This is a genomic window from Streptomyces flavochromogenes, from assembly GCF_000717595.1.
GTDB classification, from domain to species: Bacteria; Actinomycetota; Actinomycetes; order Streptomycetales; family Streptomycetaceae; genus Streptomyces; species Streptomyces flavochromogenes.
On sequence record NZ_JNZO01000017.1, the window covers coordinates 1 to 19,591 of the forward strand.

The following is a 19,591-nucleotide window of genomic DNA, read 5'->3' on the forward strand; positions in this document are numbered from 1 at the left end:
CGAGAACAGCGGCCTGCCGTTCGTCATCGCCCTCAACGGCTTCGACGGCGCCCAGCCGTACCAGCCCGAGGAGGTCCGCGAGGCCCTCCAGATCGGCCCGGACACCCCCATCATCACCACCGACGCCCGGCACCGCGCCGACGCCAAGAGCGCGCTCATCACTCTCGTGGAGCACGCCCTCATGGCCCGCCTGCGGTAGCTGTCCCCCGGCGCCCGTACCGAAAGGCCGCGTTCCCCTCGGGGGACGCGGCCTTCGGTGTGTGTCGGGACCTTGTTCGGCGTCCCGCCCAGGGCGCTGTACGGCGTGTAATGGCCTCAGAACGGCGTGTGAGGGGTCCTGGAGACACGAAGAGGGCCTGAACCCGGTATTACCGGGTTCAGGCCCTCTCGGTCGCTCAGCGCCAGCTGTGCGGTGCGCGGAAGCCGTGCTCGCGCTCCAGGCGGCGCCAGCCGGCCGTGGTGCGGCCGCGGTGGCCCGCGGCGGTGTCCTCGTCGGACCGGGCGGCGGCACGGGCGAGCAGGACGGCCGTGATGGCCGCCAGCTCCTCGGGGTCGGCGTGGCCCTTCTCGACGCGGAGAAGGTTGGCAGGGGTTGTCACGTGGATGACTCCTCTTACTGAGGCGGGTTGCCGTGCTTGCGGGACGGCAGGTCGGCGTGCTTGGTGCGGAGCATCGCGAGGGACCTGATGAGCACCTGGCGGGTGTCGGCGGGGTCGATGACGTCGTCGACCAGGCCGCGCTCCGCCGCGTAGTACGGGTGCATCAGCTCCGCCTTGTACTCCTTGACCATGCGGGCTCGCATGGCCTCGGGATCCTCGGCCTCCGCGATCTGCTTGCGGAAGATCACGTTGGCGGCGCCCTCGGCGCCCATGACCGCGATTTCGTTGGTGGGCCAGGCGTACGTCAGGTCGGCGCCGATGGACTGGGAGTCCATGACGATGTATGCGCCGCCGTACGCCTTGCGCAGGATCAGGCTGATCCGGGGCACGGTCGCGTTGCAGTACGCGTACAGCAGCTTCGCGCCGTGCCGGATGATTCCACCGTGCTCCTGGTCGACGCCCGGCAGGAAGCCGGGTACGTCCAGAAGGGTGATGATCGGAATGTTGAAGGCGTCGCACATCTGCACGAAGCGGGCGGCCTTCTCGGAGGCCTCGATGTCGAGGACACCGGCCAGCGTCTGCGGCTGGTTGGCGACGATGCCGACGACCTGGCCGTCGAGGCGGGCGAGCGCGCAGATGATGTTGCGGGCCCACCGCTCGTGGATCTCCAGGTAGTCGCCGTCGTCGACGAGCTCCTCGATGACCTTGTGCATGTCGTACGGACGGTTGCCGTCGGCCGGGACCAGGTCCAGGAGCACCTCGGAGCGGCGGTCCGCCGGGTCCTCGGAGGCGACGGTCGGCGGGTTCTCGCGGTTGTTCTGCGGGAGCATCGACAGGAGGTAGCGGACCTCCGCGATGCAGGTCTCCTCGTCGTCGTAGGCGAAGTGGGAGACACCGGAGACGCCCGCGTGGACATCGGCGCCGCCGAGGCCGTTCTGGGTGATCTCCTCGCCGGTGACCGCCTTCACGACGTCCGGTCCGGTGATGAACATCTGCGAGGTCTCGCGGACCATGAAGACGAAGTCCGTCAGCGCCGGGCTGTAGGCCGCGCCGCCGGCGCACGGGCCGAGCATCACCGAGATCTGCGGGATGACACCGCTCGCACGGGTGTTGCGCTGGAAGATGCCGCCGTAGCCGGCGAGCGCCGAGACGCCCTCCTGGATACGGGCGCCCGCGCCGTCGTTCAGGGAGACCAGCGGGGCACCGGCCGCGATGGCCATGTCCATGATCTTGTGGATCTTCGTCGCGTGGGCCTCGCCCAGCGCGCCGCCGAAGATCCGGAAGTCGTGCGCGTAGACGAAGACCGTCCGGCCCTCGACCGTGCCCCATCCGGTGATCACACCGTCGGTGTACGGCTTCTTCGCCTCCAGGCCGAAGCCCTGGGCGCGGTGCCGGCGGAGCTGCTCGACCTCGCTGAAGGAACCGGGGTCGAGCAACAGCTCGATGCGCTCGCGGGCCGTCAGCTTGCCCTTCGCGTGCTGGGCCTCGGTCGCGCGGTCACTCGGGCCGCGGAGGGCCTGCTCGCGCAGGACGTGCAGCTCGGCCACTCGGCCACGGGCGTCAGCGGGCTCGCTCGGGATCTGGTCCACAACGGTCATGTACCGACCCTACGAAGTCGGACAAGAAAACCCCGCCGTCGACTCCGTACAGTCTCCCGTGTCGATTCCTGGTGGGGCTGGACAGAACGGCGAACTGTTCAGCACGAGTCAACAGCCAGGTACCCCTCGTGTTTGTAGGGGTTCAACATAGACCTCGGTGGGCCCGGATCCGTCGGCCCTTCGCCGCCCCCACGGTAGCCCGCGGCGCCGAAGGGCCCGCGACCCCCGAAGGGCCGCGGGCCCCGTGTCCCGCCCCGCGGTCAGCCTCCGCAGTGGAAGCGGGCGCTGCCCCAGTCCGCGTGGTCGTTCCCGTTGCCGTCGCCGCTGTCGGAGACCACCAGGTCGACCCAGGTGGCGCCGGTCACGTCGGCGCTGAGCGACCAGGCGGCGTCCGTGGCCCTGAGGACCGGTGACTTCACCCGCTCGGCGCCGTCGGCGAGGACGCTGAACTGGACGCTGCCCCGGCTGGTCTGGACGTCGTCCACCCCGACTTCGGCGGTGAGGGAGGTGCAGCGGCCGCCCAGGTAGTAGCGGACCTTCGCCGGTGCGTGGCTGCCCAGGCCCTTGGCGTACGTCACTCCCCCGATGCGCAGCGGGGAGCCGTCGCCGGTGCCGGTCTCGCCGTTGGAGAGGTCGCGCTCGACGGGGCCCCAGCCGTTGGTGGCCGAGGTCCAGTCGAGGTCGCTGGCCCAGCTGTCGGCGGTGGGCGGCGGGGGCAGCGTACGGACGGTGGTGGCGGCGGTGAGCCTCCGTTCCCCTTCCCCGAGGGCGTAGGTGAGGGAGGCGTCCAGGGTGTACGGCCGGTAGGCCGCGTCCACCGGGGGCGTCACCTGCCAGGTGGCGGTGGCCTTCCCTCCCGGCGCGACCGTGCCCAGGGTGACGGACCCGGCCGGTTCGGCGGTCCAGCCCTCCGGGAGGGTGAGCGCGGCCCGGGCACCGGAGACGTCGGCGGCCTCGTCGTTGCCGAAGGTGGCCGTGACCTGGTTCGGGCGGCCGGGCTCCAGGGTCTCGGGCGCGGTGACGGTGAGCGTGCCGCAGGCGGCGCGCTCGGTGGCCGGGCCGAGGTCGGTGACGGCGAAGGCGTCGAGGACGAAGTCGGCGCCGTCCGGCGCGTCACCGCGCTTGCGCAGCCCGGTCCAGGTGTCGCCGCAGCCGGCGGTGACGGTCTCGGAGAAGTGCCCGCTGTCCCGCTGCTGTCCGATCGGGGTGCGGCGGGTCTCCACCGGGGTCCCGTTCGTCCGGTCGTAGCCGGTGATCCACTCGTACGCGCCCGCGTGGCTCGACCGGTAGTCGTACTCGACGCGGTAGGTGCGGCCGTCCTTCATGGGGACGGTCCAGGGCGCGGTCCGGTAGACGAGTCCGCTGTTCTCGTCGTGGGACTTGAGGGACTCGGCGCCGCCGATGACGTCGTCGATCAGCTTCCCGTTCCAGCCGGCCTGGGTGTAGGGGGCGTGGAGCTGGGCGATGTGGGTGCGCGGGTCGGTGGTGCCGCCCGCGTCGCCCTTGAGGAAGGGGCCCCAGCCCTGGTCGACGGCCTCGAAGTCCTCGTACACCACGGTCCCGGCCTTGGTGGCGGGGGCGTTGGCGACGATCCGGACGTCGTCGATCCGGACGGTGGCGGCGCTGCCGCTCGCGGCCTGGATCCTGAGCGGGGTGCTGCCGCCGGGCGGGGCGGTGAAGGTGACCTTGGCGCGCTGGAAGCGGGTGCCGTTCCAGTCGGAGGCGGCGACCCGGTCCTGGAGCGAGGACCGTTCGACGGTGACGGACTGCCCGCCTGCGGAGAGGGTGGTGGGCCGGACGGCGCCGGGCTGGACCTCGATCAGGGCGGAGGCGGTGTACCGCTTGCCCGGGGTGAGGCCGGTGATCCGCTGGCCGACCGAGGCGGTGGCGGTGCCGGAGAGCTTCGCGCTGTTGCGGCCCTGCTCGTCGGTGTCACGGGCGACGGTGCCCGTCCTGGTCCAGGAGCCGAGCCCGGCGTCGTTGAAGCCGGGGTCCTTCACCGGGGTGCCCTGGCCCCACTTCGGGGCGGGCTGTGCGGGCGCGCGGTCGGGGTGGAGGACGTAGGGCTGTCCGGCGACGGCGTCGAGGGTGATCCTCCCGTCGGTGGGCCGCACGGTGGCGGTCTTCACCCGCCCGTTGTCGGTGAGCTGGTAGACCGTGTACGAGCGGGTGCCGGCGGGGACGGACCACGTGGTCGTGCCGCCCGCCTTGTTGTAGTGGTAGAGCTTCGTGCCGCCGGTCTTCCCTCCGGCCGTTCCGTCGGACCAGGGCAGCAGGTAGCTCTCGCCGTCGAGGACCTTGCGGCCGTCCTCGTAGAAGGTGCGGCGGCCGTTCTCGACGGTGCCGCGGACCCCGCCGGTGAAGGTGATGTCGTTGCCGTTCCAGCGGGTGATCCGCTGCTGCTGGAGGTACTTGGCGGGCAGGTTCCGCTGCCAGATGTTGGCGGTGAAGTCGTTCCAGTCGGTCTCGCCGGTCCAGCCCTCGAAGTCGACGAGGGCGGTCTGTCCGAGGACCGGGTGGTTGTTCCAGACGTCCTTCTCGCCGTTGCGGATGAAGCGGACGATCTGCGAGTTGAGGCCCTTGTTGGTCGCGCCGCCGTAGTCGAGGTCGTTGGCCCAGTGGGACCAGAGGGAGGCCCGCTCGAACTTCTCGGACCACTCGGTGGCGACGTTCCAGCCCTGCTTCTGGACGGCGCGCATCGTCTCGTCGGCGATCCAGCCGTGGGTGTAGTAGACGTCGATGTAGAGGGTGGAGAGGTTGCGGTCGGTCTCGTCGCGCAGCTGTTTGAAGCGGCGGGCGAGGTCACCGCTGTTGATGTCGCGGCGCTGGTCGATGTAATAGCTCTGGTTGAGCCAGTTCCAGCCGGGCTTCGTCCTGTCGACGAGGGTCTCGCTGAAGTTCCTGGCCTCGGGGTACGACTCGGTGGCGTTGACGTGGACGCCGAAGTCCGCGCCCCACTTCCGGCCCTCCTTGAGGAGGACGTTGAGGTCGGCGAGGCCGCCGGCCCGCTTGTTGTAGTTGCCGCCGTAGTCGGGGTGGGCCGAGTCGTGGCCCTCGGAGCCGTACCCCTTGAGCAGCGCGAACTGGCCGAGTCCGTCGGTGGAGAGCGAGATCCGCTTGACGTCGTCGAGGGTGCGCAGGAAGGGGTGGGTGGCCTGGGAGGCGAAGTTGAACGGGATGTGGGCGACGACCCGGTCGGGGGTGTCCTCGCTGCCCGGGGCCTTGATCCCGATCGTGCGGAAGGCGACGGCGCCGTCCTGCCAGTCGGTGGTGCCGTCGGCGTTGGCATCGGGGGTGACGACGACCTTGGCCCAGGGCAGGGCGTCGCCGCTCGCGGGCTTCGGGGCGCCTTCGCCGCGGTAGGTCCACTGGCCGGACCAGACGCCGACGCGGGTCTCGGTGCCGGTGCCGGTGGGCTGCTTGCGGGCCTGGTGCCAGAAGCGGGCGCCGTCGCGGGCGGAGGCCCCGGTGGGCCTGTCGTAGCTGGAGTTGGACTCGACGGCGGCGGCGAGCCGCCCGGTGCTGACGATCGCGTAGCTCGCACCCACCGGGTCGGCCTCGGCGGCGGTCGCGTCGGTGACCTGGGCGAAGACGTCGGCGGTGCGGGTGGAGTCCGGGTCGAGCCGGGTGAAGGCGGTCGCGGCGCCGGCGTCCGAGGAACCGACGGAGACCAGGTCGTGGCCCGGTATGTCGAGGGTGCCGACCCGGAAGACCTCGGTGTCGCGGACGGCGGTCACCCGGAACGTGGTGGCCCGCCCGTCGACGCTCAGCCGCGCGTCGATCTCGACGCCGGGCAGGTCGGGGAAGGTGAGGGTGTACGCGGCGGAGGAGGCGGTGAGGACGGGGGCGCCCTCGGCCCGGACGGCGTGGGCGGTGCCGTTGAGGACGATCTGCGTGACGGGGGCCGTACTGCCGAGGATCCGGGCGCCGCTCGCGCGGTCGGTGTACGACAGGACGCGGGGGAAGTCCTCTGCGACGGCCACGGAGAGCTGACGGGAGGCGATGACGGGGCCGTCGGTGGCCGTGGCGCCGGCTGCCGCCGTGTCGGTGGCCGCGGGGACGGCTCCCTCGGCCAGGGCGGGCCCGGCCAGGGCGAACACGGCGGAGGAAGCGACGGCGAGCGCACAGGCCGCACGGATTCTTCGCGAAGGGGGGAGGGACATGCGCACTAGTTGGCCCCGCCCCGGCGGGGCCGTCAACGAGATCGCGCCGCGCGGGCCCCTCCAGTCCAAGAACCCCCTTCGGATAGTCCAAGTGACCACCGAAGAGGGCTCTTTCGGACCGGAACCGCCGGTCAGCAGCCGCCGCAGTTGTAGAAGGTCACGTCCCAGTGGTTGCCCTCGTCGGCGTAGACGTTGCCCGCGCCGGACTTCCACTGCGGGGCGCCGTCACCGCGTACACCGATGTACGTGAACGTGTTCTTCACGTAGTTGGTGACGCAGGTGGCCTTGCCGAAGTCGAGCTTGTAGCCGTTCCAGTGGGAGTACGTGCCGCTCGCGTGGCCGGTCTCGGTGCCGCCGGTGATGTTGAGGGCGCAGCCGCTGGCGCTCCGCAGGGTCTGGGCGCCCTGGGCGGTGGCCAGGTTCAGCTGGTCGAAGGACGTGCACGTGGCGACGTTGCGGTTGGAGCAGTTGCCGGACGAGGACCAGGTGATCCCGGAGGACCGGAACATCGAGGTCGCGGTTGCGTGGCTGATCTTCGTGACGGCGTGGGCCTCGCCCGCGGCGGTGAGGACGCCGACGCCCGGCGCGAAGAGCGCGCCGAGGACGAGGGCGAGGGCGGTGAGGACGGAGCGGAGCTTCATGGGGTTGCCTCCTGCTGGTGACCGTGGCGGTGGGGACGGTTGTGCAGGTGGTGCTCTGGTGCTCTGGTGCGCTGCGCGCAGGGAGATGGTGCCGCAGTTCTACGCGCGTCCGCCAGAGGGCGTCGGCACCCTGGCGGCACCTTTCGGGTGAACATCTTCCAGAGATGTTGAAAGTTGAACGGAATGCGTCTACAGTCGTTCTCGTTGAAGGTTCAACAAGAACCGCTCAACACACATCCCGATCAAGGAGCTGTCAGACATGGGTTTCTTCAACCGCAAGAGCAACGAGTCCGCCGTCGCCGTCGCCACCCTCCCGGTGGACCCGGCCCTGACCGCCCTGACCGGCGACTACACCATCGACCCGGCCCACAGCAGCATCGGCTTCACCGTCCGTCACGCCATGGTCACCAACGTCCGCGGCACCTTCGCCGAGCACGAGGGCGCCCTGACGCTGGACGGCACGAACCCGGACGCCTCCACCGCCTCGATCGACGTCAGGATCGCCTCGATCGACACGGGCATCGCGGACCGCGACGGCCACCTGCGCAGCGGCGACTTCTTCGACGCCGAGCAGTTCCCGCTCATGACGTTCCGCTCCCTGCACGCCCAGCAGCTGGGCGGCGACAAGTACCGGATCACCGGCGACCTGACCATCAAGGACGTCACGAAGCCGCTCGCGATCGACCTGGAGTTCAACGGCTCCGCGACCGACGTCTACGGCAACGAGCGCGTCGGCTTCGAGGGCTCCGCCGAGATCCTGCGCTCCGACTGGGGTCTGACCTGGAACGCGGCCCTGGAGACCGGCGGCGTCATGGTCAGCGACAAGGTCAAGCTGAACTTCGACATCTCGGCGATCAAGAACGCCGCCTGATCCTGAGATCCAGGCCCGGTCCTGGGCCCGATCCCGGCCCCAGCCCGGCCCCGACGTCACACGAGCGCGCCCGCCCTCCGCAGCAGCGGAAGGCGGGCGCTCGGCGTTGCGCGCTCGGTGGACCGGCCCCTGTCCGTACCCCCTCACGCCGCGCCGGAGGTCTCGTTCCGGCGCGCGGCCGCCGCGACCACCGCCGGGATCAGGCGGTCGTTCTCGACGGCGCCGGGGCCTGCGGCGAAGGCGAAGCGGCGGCGGGCATAGCTGTAGGCGAGGCCGGTGGCCGGGTCGGCGAAGGCCTGGGAGCCGGGCGCGCCGCTGTGGCCGACGGCGAGATGGCTGAGCGCCGGGTGGCGGGTGGCCAGCGGGACGAAGCCGAGGCCGAAGGCGTTCGTGGCGCCGGTCACCAGGTCCTGGCCCGAGGAGTGGACCCGGGCGACCTCCGCCAGGGTGTCCGGCTTCAGGAGCGGGGCGCGGCCGTCGAGCTCGCCGGCGATCGCCGCGTACATCCGGGAGAGGCCGCGCGCGGAGCCGACGCCGCCGCCCGAGATCGGCGCTCGGGCCCGCACCGTACGGGAGTTGGCGTACCCGACGATGTCGAACGGGGGGTCCGCGTGGAAGTTGAACGCGATGGCCATGAGGCTGTCCGGGGCGATCGGGTCCTCCGCGAGGAGGGCCTGCTCGGCGGGCGTCGGCCGCATCGGCAGGGCCGTACGGAAGCGGGGCTCCAGCTCCTCGGGCAGACCCAGGTAGTAGTCGAGCGCGTACGGGGCTCGGACCCGCTCCTCGAACAGCTCCTGGATCGTCCGGCCGGTGGCCCGCAGGACGACCTCGCCGACGAGGGCGCCGATCACGAGGGCGTGGTAGCCGTGGGCGGTGCCGGGCTCCCAGAAGGGGCGCTGGCCGGCGAGCCGTGCGGCGACGGCCCGGTCGTCGGCGAGTTCGTCGGGGCTGAGGCCGCCGTCGGCGCCGATCACGCCGGACCGGTGGGCGAGCAGGTGCCGCAGAGTCAGCCTCTCCTTGCCCTCGGCGGCGAACTCGGGCCACCAGGAGGCGACCTCGCGGTCGAGATCGAGCACGCCGTCCTGCACGAGCAGGGCGGTGACCAGGGCCATCGCGCCCTTGGACGAGGAGTAGAGGCCGAGGAGCGAGTCCCCGTCGACCCCGTCGCCGCCCCAGAGGTCCACGACGAGCCGGCCGTGGTGGTGGACGGCGAGCTGGGCTCCGCCGTCGCGCGCCTCGTTCGCCACGACGGTGGCGAACTCCTCCCGTACGGACTCGAATCCGGGCTCCACCGTGCCGTGGACCTGTGCCTGGACGTGACCGTCGCTCATCGCGCTGCTCCCCCTGAACTCGCCGACCCGTTCGGTGTCTGCAACGGCCGGGGGAGCGATTCCCTTCCCGTACCCCTCGCCGGACCCTCCCCGGACCGCGCCACGCGGTCCCGCCGCGCCCGGCGGCGTCGGCCGACGGCGGTCCGACCTCGCCGAAGAGCGACCGAACCGGCTGGTCAACGGCGTTGTCAGTGGCGGCGTCTAGCGTCGGCGGCATGGAATTCCGTATCGACAGCGGCGTGTTGACCGATGCCGTGGCCTGGGCCGCGCGCGTCCTGCCGGCCCGCTCCCCCATGCCGGTCCTCGGCGGTCTGCTCCTGGAGGCGGCGGACGGCCGGCTGCGGGTCTCCGGCCTCGACCACGAGGCCTCGGCCCGGATCGAGGTCGAGGCCGACACGGGCGTCGGGGGCCGGGCCCTGGTTCTGGGCCGACGGCTGCTCGACATCTGCAAGGTTCTCCCCCGGGGCCTCACGGAGCTCGCCGTGGAGGGCGCCCGCCTCTCGGTCACCTCGGGCGACGCCCGCTTCGGCCTCTCGCTGCTGCCCCTGGACGACTATCCGGCCCCGCCCGCGCTGCCCGCGGTCCGCGGCCTGGTGGACGGGGACGCCTTCGCCGCGGCGGTCGGCCAGGTGGCCGTGGCGGCGGGGCGGGACGACTCGCTGCCGGTCCTCACCGGAATACGGCTCGCCCTGGACGGCGCGGTGATGACGCTCGCGGCCACCGACCGCTACCGCTACGCGGTCCGCACCCTGGAGTGGAAGCCGGAGGCGGACGGCGGCGAACCGGCCGACGTGGTGGTCCCCGCCCGGCGCCTCACCGAGATCGCCCGCTCCCTGGCGGGCACCGGCCCGGCCCGGCTCGCCCTGGACAGCGGCTCGATCGGCTTCGAGAGGGACGGCCTGCGCACCATCACCCGCCTCCTGGACGGCCGTCTCCCCCGCCACGACAAGCTCTTCGCCCTCGGCGACCACGCCTTGGCGGCCGCGGACCGGGCCCCGCTGACCGAGGCGGTGAAGCGGGTCGCGGTCGTCGCCGAGGGCGACAGCCCGGTCCAGCTGACCTTCACCCCCACGTCGATCCATCTCCAGGCGGGCTACGAGGACGACGTGGCCTCCCAGCGCCTCCCGGCCACCCTCACCGGCCAGGACACCCTCACGGTCGCCTTCAACCCCGGCTACCTCCTGGACGCCCTGACCGCCCTGGACACCCCGGAGGTCCACTTCCACCTCCTGGGCCCGGGCCAGCGGGCCCTGCTCACCGACGGACCGCAGCCGACCCACCGCCACCTGCTGATGTCGGTGAAGCCGCTGGTCTGAGGCGCCGCCTAGAACCCGCCCCCGCCGTCGAATCCGCCGCCCCCGCCGAAGTCGCCGCCTCCGAAGCCGCCGCCGCCGTCGCCGAAGTCGCCGGAGTCGAAGTCGGCGCCGGAGAAGTCGCCGCCCCCGAATTCGTTGCCGCCGTACTCGGCGGCGTAGGCCGGGGTGGAGAGCATGGAGCCGAGGACGGTGCCCATGAGGAGGCCGGGGAGGAGGCCGCCGCCGAAGTAGCCGCCGGCCCAGGGGCCGTAGGCCGGGCCCGCCTCCCAGTACGGGCGGCGGACGCCGTCCGCGTCGACCGTGCGGGCCATCGGGTCCAGGCCGTCGTCGAGGCGGGACGCGTCGGCGGCGCAGACCGGGACCTGGCGGGCGGTGCCGCCGGCCGGGGTCCACGTGCGGTCCTCGGTGGAGGGGCCGTGGCGCGGGTCGAAGAAGCAGGGCGCGCGGCGCTCGGGGAGCGGCCGGGACTCGCGGCGGGCGGCCAGGACGGCGAGCGAGTAGCGGCCGTCCTGCAGGGCCTCGGTGACCGCGCGGACGTCATGGGGCCGGGCGGCGGAGGCCATCAGCGACTTCGCCTTGTCGTACGAGTCGAGGGAGCGTTCGTAGTCGCCGCGCATGGCGTCGTCGGCGCCCGCCTCGGCGGGGTGGAAGTCGAGGCGTTCGAGTTCCTCGCCGAAGGCGGTGATGTCCTCGTCGACGACGACCCGGAGCTTGTCGAGCGCGGCGCGCTCCTCGGCCTCCTTGCGGAGCCGCTTGCGGCGGACGACCGCGTAGGCCCCCGCGCCTCCGGCGACGACCACGGCGCCGAGGGTCACGAGGCCGGCGACGGGGACGCCGTCGTCGGTGCCGACGGAACCCCAGCTCGCGGGGGCGGAGCCGCGCAGGGTGGGCAGGGCCTGGTCGACGAAGTTGTCGAGCTCGGTGGCCGCGTCGACGCCCGGCTGGCGTACGGAGGTCACGAGGTTCCGTACGGCCTGTTGGGACATGACGGTGCGGTCGGCGCCCGCGTCGAAGCCGTCACCGAGGCGGACCGCGTACAGGCCGGTGATACCGGTCTGGGTCCGCAGGTTCACGAGGAGGTCCTTGGGCGGGAACTGCGCGTTCGCGGGCAGGACCGCCACGAACAGCGGCTTGTCCGCGTCCTTGATCTTCTGGGCGAGGGCGTCCGCCTCGGACTTCGAGAGCTGGTCGGCGGCGCCCGGGTCGACGTACACCGGGCCCTGTTTCAGGGCGGCGGCCGCGTCGGGTATCCCCGTGGCCCTGGCGCCCGCGGAGGGAGCCAGGACCAGGAGCAGCAGCAGTATCAGCCCGCCGAGGGCCGACAGGAGGGAGAGCGGCCTGGTCCTCATGGTTCGACGCTACCCGAAGCTCGACAAACAAGACATAGAGGACCGGCCGGGGTGGCTGGGGGCTACTCGGCGGGGTCGATGCCGGCCCGCAGCACTCCGTACGTGAAGGCGTCCTCCAGGGCCTGCCAGGACGCGGCGATGACGTTCTCGCCGACGCCGACCGTCGACCACTCGCCGTTGCCGTCGCTGGTGGTGATCAGGACGCGCGTCGTGGACTCGGTGCCGTGGCGGCCCTCCAGGATGCGGACCTTGTAGTCGACCAGCTCGAACTTGGCGAGCTGCGGGTAGATCCGCTCCAGGGCGAGGCGCATCGCGCGGTCGAGGGCGTTGACGGGGCCGTTGCCCTCGGCGGTGGCGACGATCCGCTCGCCCTTGGCCCAGAGCTTCACGGTGGCCTCGTTGGCGTGGGTGCCGTCGGGGCGGTCCTCGACGATCGCGCGCCAGGACTCCGTACGGAAGTAACGGCGGGCCCGGCCCTCGGCCTCCTCCCGGAGGAGCAGCTCGAAGGAGGCGTCGGCGGCCTCGTACGTGTAGCCCTGGAGCTCGCGCTCCTTGACCCGCTCGACGACCCGGGCCACGAGCGCGCGGTCGTCGCCCAGGTCGACGCCGAGCTCCTTGCCCTTGAGCTCGATGGAGGCCCGGCCGGCCATGTCGGAGACCAGCATCCGCATGGTGTTGCCGACCAGCTCGGGGTCGATGTGCTGGTAGAGGTCGGGGTCGACCTTGATCGCGGAGGCGTGGAGACCGGCCTTGTGCGCGAAGGCGGAGACACCGACGTACGGCTGGTGGGTGGAGGGGGTGAGGTTGACGACCTCGGCGATGGCGTGGGAGATCCGGGTCATCTCGGCGAGGGCTCCGTCGGGCAGCACCTTCTTGCCGTACTTGAGCTCCAGGGCCGCGACGACGGGGAAGAGGTTGGCGTTGCCGACCCGCTCGCCGTAGCCGTTGGCGGTGCACTGGACGTGGGTGGCGCCGGCGTCGACCGCGGCCAGCGTGTTGGCGACGGCGCAGCCGGTGTCGTCCTGGGCGTGGATGCCGAGGCGGGCGCCGGTGTCGGCGAGGACGGTGGCGACGACGGCCTGGATCTGGGCGGGGAGCATGCCGCCGTTGGTGTCGCAGAGGATGACCACATCGGCACCGGCCTCGTACGCGGCGCGGACGACGGCCTTGGCGTAGTCGGGGTTGGCCTTGTAGCCGTCGAAGAAGTGCTCGCAGTCCACGAAGACGCGGCGACCCTGGGAGACCAGGTGGGAGACGGTGTCGCGGACCATCTCCAGGTTCTCGTCGAGGGTGGTGCGCAGGGCGAGCTCGACGTGCCGGTCGTGCGACTTGGCGACGAGTGTGACGACCGGGGCGCCGGAGTCCAGGAGGGCCTTGACCTGCGGGTCGGCGGCGGCGTCGCCGCCCGGTCTGCGGGTGGCTCCGAAGGCGACGAGCTGCGCGTTCTTGAAGGCGATCTCCTGGCGGGCGCGGGCGAAGAACTCCGTGTCGCGCGGGTTGGCCCCGGGCCAGCCGCCCTCGATGAAGCCCACGCCGAACTCGTCGAGGTGCCGGGCGATGGTCAGCTTGTCCGCGACGGTGAGGTTGATGCCTTCACGCTGCGCCCCGTCGCGCAGCGTCGTGTCGAAGACATGGAAGCTGTCGTCGAGGCGCTGGCTCTCGGCGTTCTCCGTGGTCATGACTGTGATGGCTCCTGTCGGATGTGGCTCCGGAAGGTCTGGATCCACTTGCCCCCATTCTCACGCGACGTCCGTTTCCGGCGTGGGTGGGGCCGGAAAACGAAAAAACCCCTCGCGGGTGCGAGAGGTCTGCGCGCGGGTCTGAGGCACGGTGTCCACTGCCGCGGGGGTCGTGCCGCGAATCAGTGGCCACTGCGGACCGGCGCGCTGCTGCCGATAATCATCGTGGTAGCAAGCACGCCGGAAGTCTGGCACAGGTGACGGCCCGGCGGGACGGGGGTCTCACGATACGGGCAGTCGTCCGGGAGACCCTCCGCCCTCGCGTTCACGACACCGGCAGCCGCTCCGGAGACCCTCCCGCCTGCCCGCGCTTCTGGCCGGGCACCGCGCCGCCGTCCGTCCCGACCCGGCCCAGGTCGATGTCCCTGGTCTCCCGCATCGTGAGGTAGACGGCCAGGGAGACGGCCGCGCAGCCCGCCACGTACCAGTAGAAGCCCGACTCGACGCCCGCGTCCTTGAACCAGAGGGCCACGTACTCGGCGGTGCCTCCGAAGAGCGCGTTGGCGATGGCGTACGGCAGGGCGACGCCGAGCGCGCGGATGCCGGTGGGGAAGAGCTCGGCCTTCACGCAGGCGTTGATGGAGGTGTAGCCGGTGATGACGACGAGCGCGAGCAGGGAGAGCCCGAGGGCGGGCCAGAAGGAGCCCGCGTGCTTCAGCATCGTCAGGATCGGGACGGTGAGGAGCGTGGAGCCCACCGCGAAGGTGATGAGCAGCGGGCGGCGGCCGATGCGGTCGGAGAGGCGGCCGGCCAGCGGCTGGAGGCAGGCGAAGACGATGAGGGCGCAGAAGGAGACCAGGGTCGCGGTCTGCTTGGGGAGGCCGGCGGAGTTGGAGAGGTACTTGGTGAGGTAGGTGGTGTACGTGTAGTACGCCACGGTCCCGCCCATGGTGAGCGCGACGACGAGGAAGGCCTCGCGCCGGTGCGCCCACAGGGCCTTGAGGGTGCCTTTCTGCTCGCTCGCGACCCCGTCGTCGGCGGTGGTCTCGTACACCTCCGTCTCCAGCATCGTGCGGCGCAGGTAGAAGACGACGGCCGCGCCGAGGGCGCCGAGGACGAACGGGATGCGCCAGCCCCAGCTGTGCAGGGCCTCGCCGGACAGGGTGTGCTGGAGGACCAGCAGCAGGCCGAGGCCGAGGATCTGGCCCGCGGTCATCGACACGTACTGGAAGCTGGAGGCGAAGCCGCGGTGCTCGGGGGCCGAGGCCTCGGTGAGGTAGGTGGCGCTGGCGGCGTACTCGCCGCCGACGGAGAGCCCCTGGAGGAGGCGGGCGACCAGGAGGACGGCGGCGCCGCCGTATCCGGCGACGGAGTAGGTGGGCGCGACCGCGATGAGGAGCGCGGAGGCGGACATCAGGGTGACGGTGAGGGTGAGGGCCGCCTTGCGGCCCTTGCGGTCGCCGACCCGGCCGAGGAGCCAGCCGCCGACGGGCCGCATGAAGAAGCCGACGGCGAAGATGCCGGCGGTGTTCATGAGTTTGGCGGTGTCGTTGCCCTCGGGGAAGAAGGCCCCCGCGAAGTAGGTGGCGAAGCTCGCGTACACGAACCAGTCGAACCACTCGACCATGTTGCCGGCGGAGCCGACCCAGATCTTCTTCCAGTGCTCTCGTCCCATGGACCGGAACCGTGCCGGAGGTGACGCCGGGCAACAAGGGTGTAGCGGGCAACGATCCCGTGTACTTACGTGCGTTACGGTCGCGACACGGGACCGGAACCGGGACCGGCCCACGCGGTCACGGTCGCGCCAGCAGGTCCTGCTCGATGAACTCGCGTACGTGTGCGAGGACCTGCTCACGGCCGGTGCCCGGTACGCCCACGGCGACATGGACGCTGAAGCCGTCCAGGAGCGCCCTCGTACGGGTGGCGAAACGGTCCGGGTCGACGGCCCGGAACTCCCCGCGCGAGACGCCCTCGGCCAGGATCGCGACCAGGTCCCGGTGCCAGGCCCCCTCGATGGCGGCCTGGCGGATCCGGGCGTCGGCGTCGGCGTTCTGGGACCGGTTCCAGACCTCCAGCCACAGGATCCAGTGCGGATCGCGCGGCCCGTCGGGCACGTACACGTCGACGTACCCGTCGAGGCGCTCGCGCGCGGTCCCCGGCCGGGAGAGCAGTGCGCTCCGCTCGGCGCCGAGGCGCCCCTCGCTCCACTCGAGGGTCTGGAGCAGCAGCTCGTCCTTGGTGCGGAAGTAATAGAGCAGGTGCCCACTGCTCATCCCGACCTGCCGCCCGAGCCCGGCCATGGTCAGCCCGTCGAGCCCACGCTCGGCGATGGTCCCCATGGCGGCGGCGAGCAGCTCCTCACGGGGAGGAGCGGCCTGGTTGCGCCGGCGGGGCGGGGCGGCCGGGGCCGCGGGGCCGGAGGGGTGTGAGGGGTCGGAGGGGTCCATACGGGTCACTCGTACGTTCTACCTCATCCCCTCCCCGCCTCAGACCCTCGGCTGCTGCTGGGTGATGCAGTGGATGCCGCCCCCGCCTGCGAAGATCGTGCGGGCGTCGACCAGGACGACCTCGCGTTCCGGGAAGAGGCGGCGGAAGATCTCGGCCGCGAGTTCGTCGTGGGGGTCGTCGAAGGCACAGAGGACCACGCCGTCGTTGCACAGGTAGTGGTTGATGTACGAGTAGTCGACCCAGTCGCCCTCCTCGTCCTTGAGAACGGTCGGGGCCGGGATCTCGACGACCTCCAGGGGGCGGCCCTGGGCGTCGGTCCGGCCCCGCAGGATGCTCACGTACATCCGGGAGCGCTCGTAGTCGGGGTGGGCCGGGTCCTGCTGGCTGTGGACGAGGACCGTGCCGGGGCGGGCGAAGGCGGCGACGATGTCGACGTGGCCCTGGGTGCCGTAGAGGCCGTAGTCGCCGCTGAGACCGTGGGGGAGCCAGATCGCCTTCGTCGTGCCGAGCTTGGCGTGGATCTCGGCCTCGACCTGCTCGCGGGTCCACCCGGGATTGCGGCCGGAGCCGAGCTGGACGGTGTCGGTCAGCAGGACCGTGCCCTCGCCGTCGACGTGGATCGCACCGCCCTCGTTCACCAGGGGCGAGGAGAGGACGGGGACGCCCGCCGCGTCCGCGACGTGGCGGGCGATCTTCGAGTCGTGCCCCCAGCGGGCCCAGTCCTGGCCGCCCCAGCCGTTGAACACCCAGTCCACGGCGGCCAGTTCGGTGCCGTTGGTGACGAACGTCGGTCCGATGTCCCGCATCCAGGCGTCGTCGAGGTCCCGCTCGACCAGGTCGACGTCCTCACCCACGAGGGCACGGGCCGACTCGGCGTCGCCGGGTGCCACCACCATCGTGACCGGCTCGAAGCGGCGTACGGCACGGGCCACGGACGCCCAGGCCGTGCGGGCCTCGGCCAGCTCGTCGGCGTTGGTGAAGGTGGGGTTGGGGCTGGGCCAGGCCATCCAGGTGCGCTCGTGCGGCATCCACTCGGCGGGCATGCGGTAGGTCATGGTGAGAGGTCCTAGAGGAACTAGAGGAAGTAGAGGCGGTTGAGCGAGACGGAGTCGGCCGCCTCGGAGCGGATCGGCGCGCCGTCGAGCGAGACGAGGCCGGTCCGGCCGTCGACCTGGACGTCTCCGGTGCGGGAGTTGAGCCGCAGGTCGGCGGGGCCGATCCCGCGCGTGCCGCGCACCGGGACGCGGCGGCGCCGGGTCGGCATCCGGTCGGAACCGAGGTCGACGGCCGCCTGGGCGACGAACGCGACCGAGATGTCGGCGGGCGTGGCGCCGTGTCCGCCGAACAGCGGTCCGAGGACGAGCGGTTCACAGGTGTCGGTGGCGGCGTTCGGATCGCCCACGACCCCCCACGCGGGGAAGCCGTTCTTGATGACCATCTGCGGCTTGGCACCGAAGAACTGCGGCTTCCACAGCACGATGTCGGCCATCTTGCCGACCTCGATCGAGCCGATCTCGTGGGCGAGGCCGTGGGCGATCGCCGGGTTGACGGTGAGCTTGGCGATGTAGCGCAGCACGCGCGCGTTGTCGTCGTGCGCGCCGTCGCCCTCGATCGGTCCGAGCTCGGCCTTCATCTTCCCGGCCATGGCGAAGGTCCGGCGTACGGTCTCGCCGGCCCTTCCCATTCCCTGCGCGTCGGAGGAGGTGATCCCGATCGCGCCGAGGTCGTGCAGGACGTCCTCCGCGCCCATCGTCCCGGCCCTGATCCGGTCGCGCGCCATGGCGGCGTCGCCGGGGAGGTCGGTCTTCAGGTCGTGGACGGAGACGATCATCCCGTAGTGCTCGGCGACGGCGTCGCGGCCGAAGGGGAGCGTGGGGTTGGTGGAGGAGCCGATGACGTTCGGCACGCCCGCCATCTTCAGGACGTTGGGGACGTGCCCGCCGCCGCAGCCCTCGATGTGGAAGGCGTGGATGGTACGGCCGTCCAGGACCCGCAGGGTGTCCTCGACCGAGAGGCACTCGTTCAGGCCGTCGCTGTGCAGCGCGACCTGCACATCGTGCTCCTCGGCCACCCGCAGGGCGGTGTCGAGCGCACGGGTGTGGGCTCCCATGTCCTCGTGGACCTTGAACCCGGACGCCCCGCCCTCGGCCAGCGCCTCCACCAGCGGCGCCGGATCCGAGGACGAACCCCGGGCCAGGAAGCCGATGTTGACCGGCCAGGCGTCGAAGGCGCCGAACGCGTGCCGCAGCGCCCACGGCGAGTTCACGCCCACGCCCCACACCGGGCCGAACTCCTGCCCGATGACCGTGGTGACACCGCTCGCGAGCGAGGCCTCCATGATCCGGGGCGACAGCAGATGCACATGGGTGTCGACGGCTCCGGCGGTGGCGATCAGCCCCTCTCCGGAGACGATCGAGGTTCCGGTGCCGACGACCACGTCCACGCCGTCGAGGGTGTCGGGGTTGCCGGCGCGGCCGATCGCGTGGATCCGGCCCTCGCGGATGCCGATGGACACCTTGCGGATGCCCAGGACGGCGTCGATCACCAGCACGTTGCTGATCACGACGTCACAGGTCTCACGGACGGCCGCGGCCTTGAGGTGGAGGCCGTCGCGGGCGGTCTTGCCGAAGCCGGCCAGGAACTCGTCCCCCGGCCGCTGCGAGTCCGACTCGACCCGGACGACGAGCCCGGAGTCGCCCAGGACGACACGGTCGCCGGCGCGGGGGCCGTGCACGGATGCGTACTCGTACGGGTCCATCACTTGCCTTCCTCGTCGGACGGGGCGCCTTCGGACGGGGCTTCCCCGGGCGGTGCTTCTCCGGACGGGACGCCCAGGTAGCCGCAGGCCGCCGCGCGTCGCAGGGCCTCCTCCCGCGCGCCGGGCGCGTCGAGCGGGCCGTCGACCAGGCCCGCGAAGCCGATGGCGACACGAGCCCCGCCGATCGGCACGAGCCCGACCTCCGCCTCGCCGCCCGGGTCGAAGCGGAAGGAGGCGCCGGCCGGGATGGCCAGCCGCATGCCGTAGGCGGCGGCCCGGTCGAAGTCGAGGCGCGGGTTGACCTCGAAGAAGTGGAAGTGGGAGGTGACGCTCACGGGGACCGTCGCCGTGTTCCGTACGGGGAGGGTGAGCGCCGGCTCCGACTCCGGGTGCCCGGGGCCCGGCAGCAGCGCGCCCGGCGCGGCCTCGCCCAGACCGCCGCCGCCGATCGGGGCGGAGACGACCGCGAGCCGCGAGCCGTCGTCGAAGACGGCCTCGACGTGGACCTCGGTGACCACGTCGGCGACGCCGGGCAGGACGTCGTCGGGGCCGAGGACCGAGCGGGCGGCCTCGATCGCCTCGGCGAGTCGCTTGCCGTCGCGGGCCGCCTCGCAGACCGTGTCCGCGATGAGCGCGGTCGCCTCGGGGACATTGAGCCGCAGGCCGCGGGCCCGGCGGGCACGGGCGAGCTCGGCGGCGCCGAAGAGCAGCAGCCGGTCGCGTTCCGTGGGGGTCAGTCGCACGTCCGAAACACCTCCTGTTTGAGCGACACTCTAAATGTTGAGAGGCTTTCTTCCAAGCATTGACGCGAGGTGCAGGCACGGGTCACATTGAGCGT

At 71.9% G+C, this 19,591-nt stretch carries 14 protein-coding genes and 1 pseudogene; 3 read left to right on the forward strand and 12 right to left on the reverse strand.

Translation table 11 applies throughout. The features are described 5' to 3' along the window. A pseudogene (locus IF00_RS0121050) lies at positions 1-199 on the forward strand (ATP-binding protein); the annotation flags it as partial. A gap of 196 nt (positions 200-395) precedes the next feature. Here IF00_RS0121050 and IF00_RS0121055 read toward each other — a convergent pair. The 4 genes from IF00_RS0121055 to IF00_RS0121070 all read right to left on the reverse strand — a co-directional run bounded on the left by IF00_RS0121055 (position 396) and on the right by IF00_RS0121070 (position 7,001). Next, positions 396-599 (reverse strand): acyl-CoA carboxylase subunit epsilon, encoded by a 204-nt coding sequence (locus IF00_RS0121055; RefSeq protein WP_030320260.1) that lies wholly within the window; start codon positions 597-599, stop codon positions 396-398. A 14-nt stretch (positions 600-613) separates the two neighbouring features. After that, entirely contained in the window at positions 614-2,197 is a 1,584-nt protein-coding gene (locus tag IF00_RS0121060; protein ID WP_078944794.1) for an acyl-CoA carboxylase subunit beta, read from the reverse strand. Between the two features lie 260 nt (positions 2,198-2,457). Continuing rightward, the gene (locus IF00_RS0121065) at positions 2,458-6,360 is read right to left on the reverse strand and encodes an endo-alpha-N-acetylgalactosaminidase family protein (protein ID WP_051820537.1); all 3,903 of its coding nucleotides are present in this window, start codon (positions 6,358-6,360) and stop codon (positions 2,458-2,460) included. A 131-nt stretch (positions 6,361-6,491) separates the two neighbouring features. Next, complete coding sequence (locus IF00_RS0121070) at positions 6,492-7,001, reverse strand: hypothetical protein (protein WP_030320265.1); 510 nt, start codon at positions 6,999-7,001, stop codon at positions 6,492-6,494. A 259-nt stretch (positions 7,002-7,260) separates the two neighbouring features. On the opposite strand from IF00_RS0121070, the gene IF00_RS0121075 reads away from it, so the two are divergent. Further along, positions 7,261-7,872: a YceI family protein gene (locus tag IF00_RS0121075; protein ID WP_030320267.1), complete on the forward strand. Its 612-nt coding sequence runs from the start codon at positions 7,261-7,263 to the stop codon at positions 7,870-7,872. Positions 7,873-8,015: 143 nt separating this feature from the next. On the opposite strand, the gene IF00_RS0121080 is transcribed toward IF00_RS0121075, so the two are convergent. Further along, positions 8,016-9,203: an EstA family serine hydrolase gene (locus IF00_RS0121080; RefSeq protein WP_030320268.1), complete on the reverse strand. Its 1,188-nt coding sequence runs from the start codon at positions 9,201-9,203 to the stop codon at positions 8,016-8,018. Between the two features lie 215 nt (positions 9,204-9,418). Here IF00_RS0121080 and dnaN point away from each other — a divergent pair, with 215 nt between their 5' ends. Beyond that, a complete protein-coding gene (gene dnaN / locus IF00_RS0121085) occupies positions 9,419-10,519 on the forward strand; it encodes a DNA polymerase III subunit beta (protein ID WP_030320269.1) in 1,101 nt (366 codons plus the stop codon). 8 nt (positions 10,520-10,527) lie between these two features. Here dnaN and IF00_RS0121090 read toward each other — a convergent pair whose 3' ends face one another. The 7 genes from IF00_RS0121090 to ureA form a co-directional block, all read right to left on the reverse strand. Then, the gene (locus IF00_RS0121090; RefSeq protein WP_030320271.1) at positions 10,528-11,868 is read right to left on the reverse strand and encodes a hypothetical protein; all 1,341 of its coding nucleotides are present in this window, start codon (positions 11,866-11,868) and stop codon (positions 10,528-10,530) included. 62 nt (positions 11,869-11,930) lie between these two features. After that, positions 11,931-13,547: a citramalate synthase gene (gene cimA, locus IF00_RS0121095; RefSeq protein WP_030320273.1), complete on the reverse strand. Its 1,617-nt coding sequence runs from the start codon at positions 13,545-13,547 to the stop codon at positions 11,931-11,933. Between the two features lie 325 nt (positions 13,548-13,872). Then, positions 13,873-15,222, reverse strand: coding sequence for an MFS transporter (locus IF00_RS0121100; protein ID WP_030320275.1), 1,350 nt, complete (start codon positions 15,220-15,222; stop codon positions 13,873-13,875). Between the two features lie 118 nt (positions 15,223-15,340). Beyond that, positions 15,341-15,901: a TetR/AcrR family transcriptional regulator gene (locus IF00_RS0121105; RefSeq protein ID WP_030320277.1), complete on the reverse strand. Its 561-nt coding sequence runs from the start codon at positions 15,899-15,901 to the stop codon at positions 15,341-15,343. 132 nt (positions 15,902-16,033) lie between these two features. After that, positions 16,034-17,050, reverse strand: a complete 1,017-nt coding sequence (locus IF00_RS0121110; RefSeq protein ID WP_030320279.1) for an agmatine deiminase family protein — start codon at positions 17,048-17,050, stop codon at positions 16,034-16,036. Between the two features lie 20 nt (positions 17,051-17,070). Then, on the reverse strand, positions 17,071-18,753 hold the full coding sequence (locus IF00_RS0121115) for an urease subunit alpha (RefSeq protein WP_030320281.1): 1,683 nt from the start codon (positions 18,751-18,753) through the stop codon (positions 17,071-17,073). Further along, positions 18,753-19,496 carry an urease subunit gamma gene (gene ureA, locus IF00_RS0121120; protein WP_037638754.1) on the reverse strand — a complete coding sequence of 248 codons (744 nt, stop codon included), beginning with the start codon at positions 19,494-19,496 and terminating at the stop codon, positions 18,753-18,755. Before ureA ends, IF00_RS0121115 begins: the two co-directional genes overlap by 1 nt. Positions 19,497-19,591: the final 95 nt, after the last annotated feature.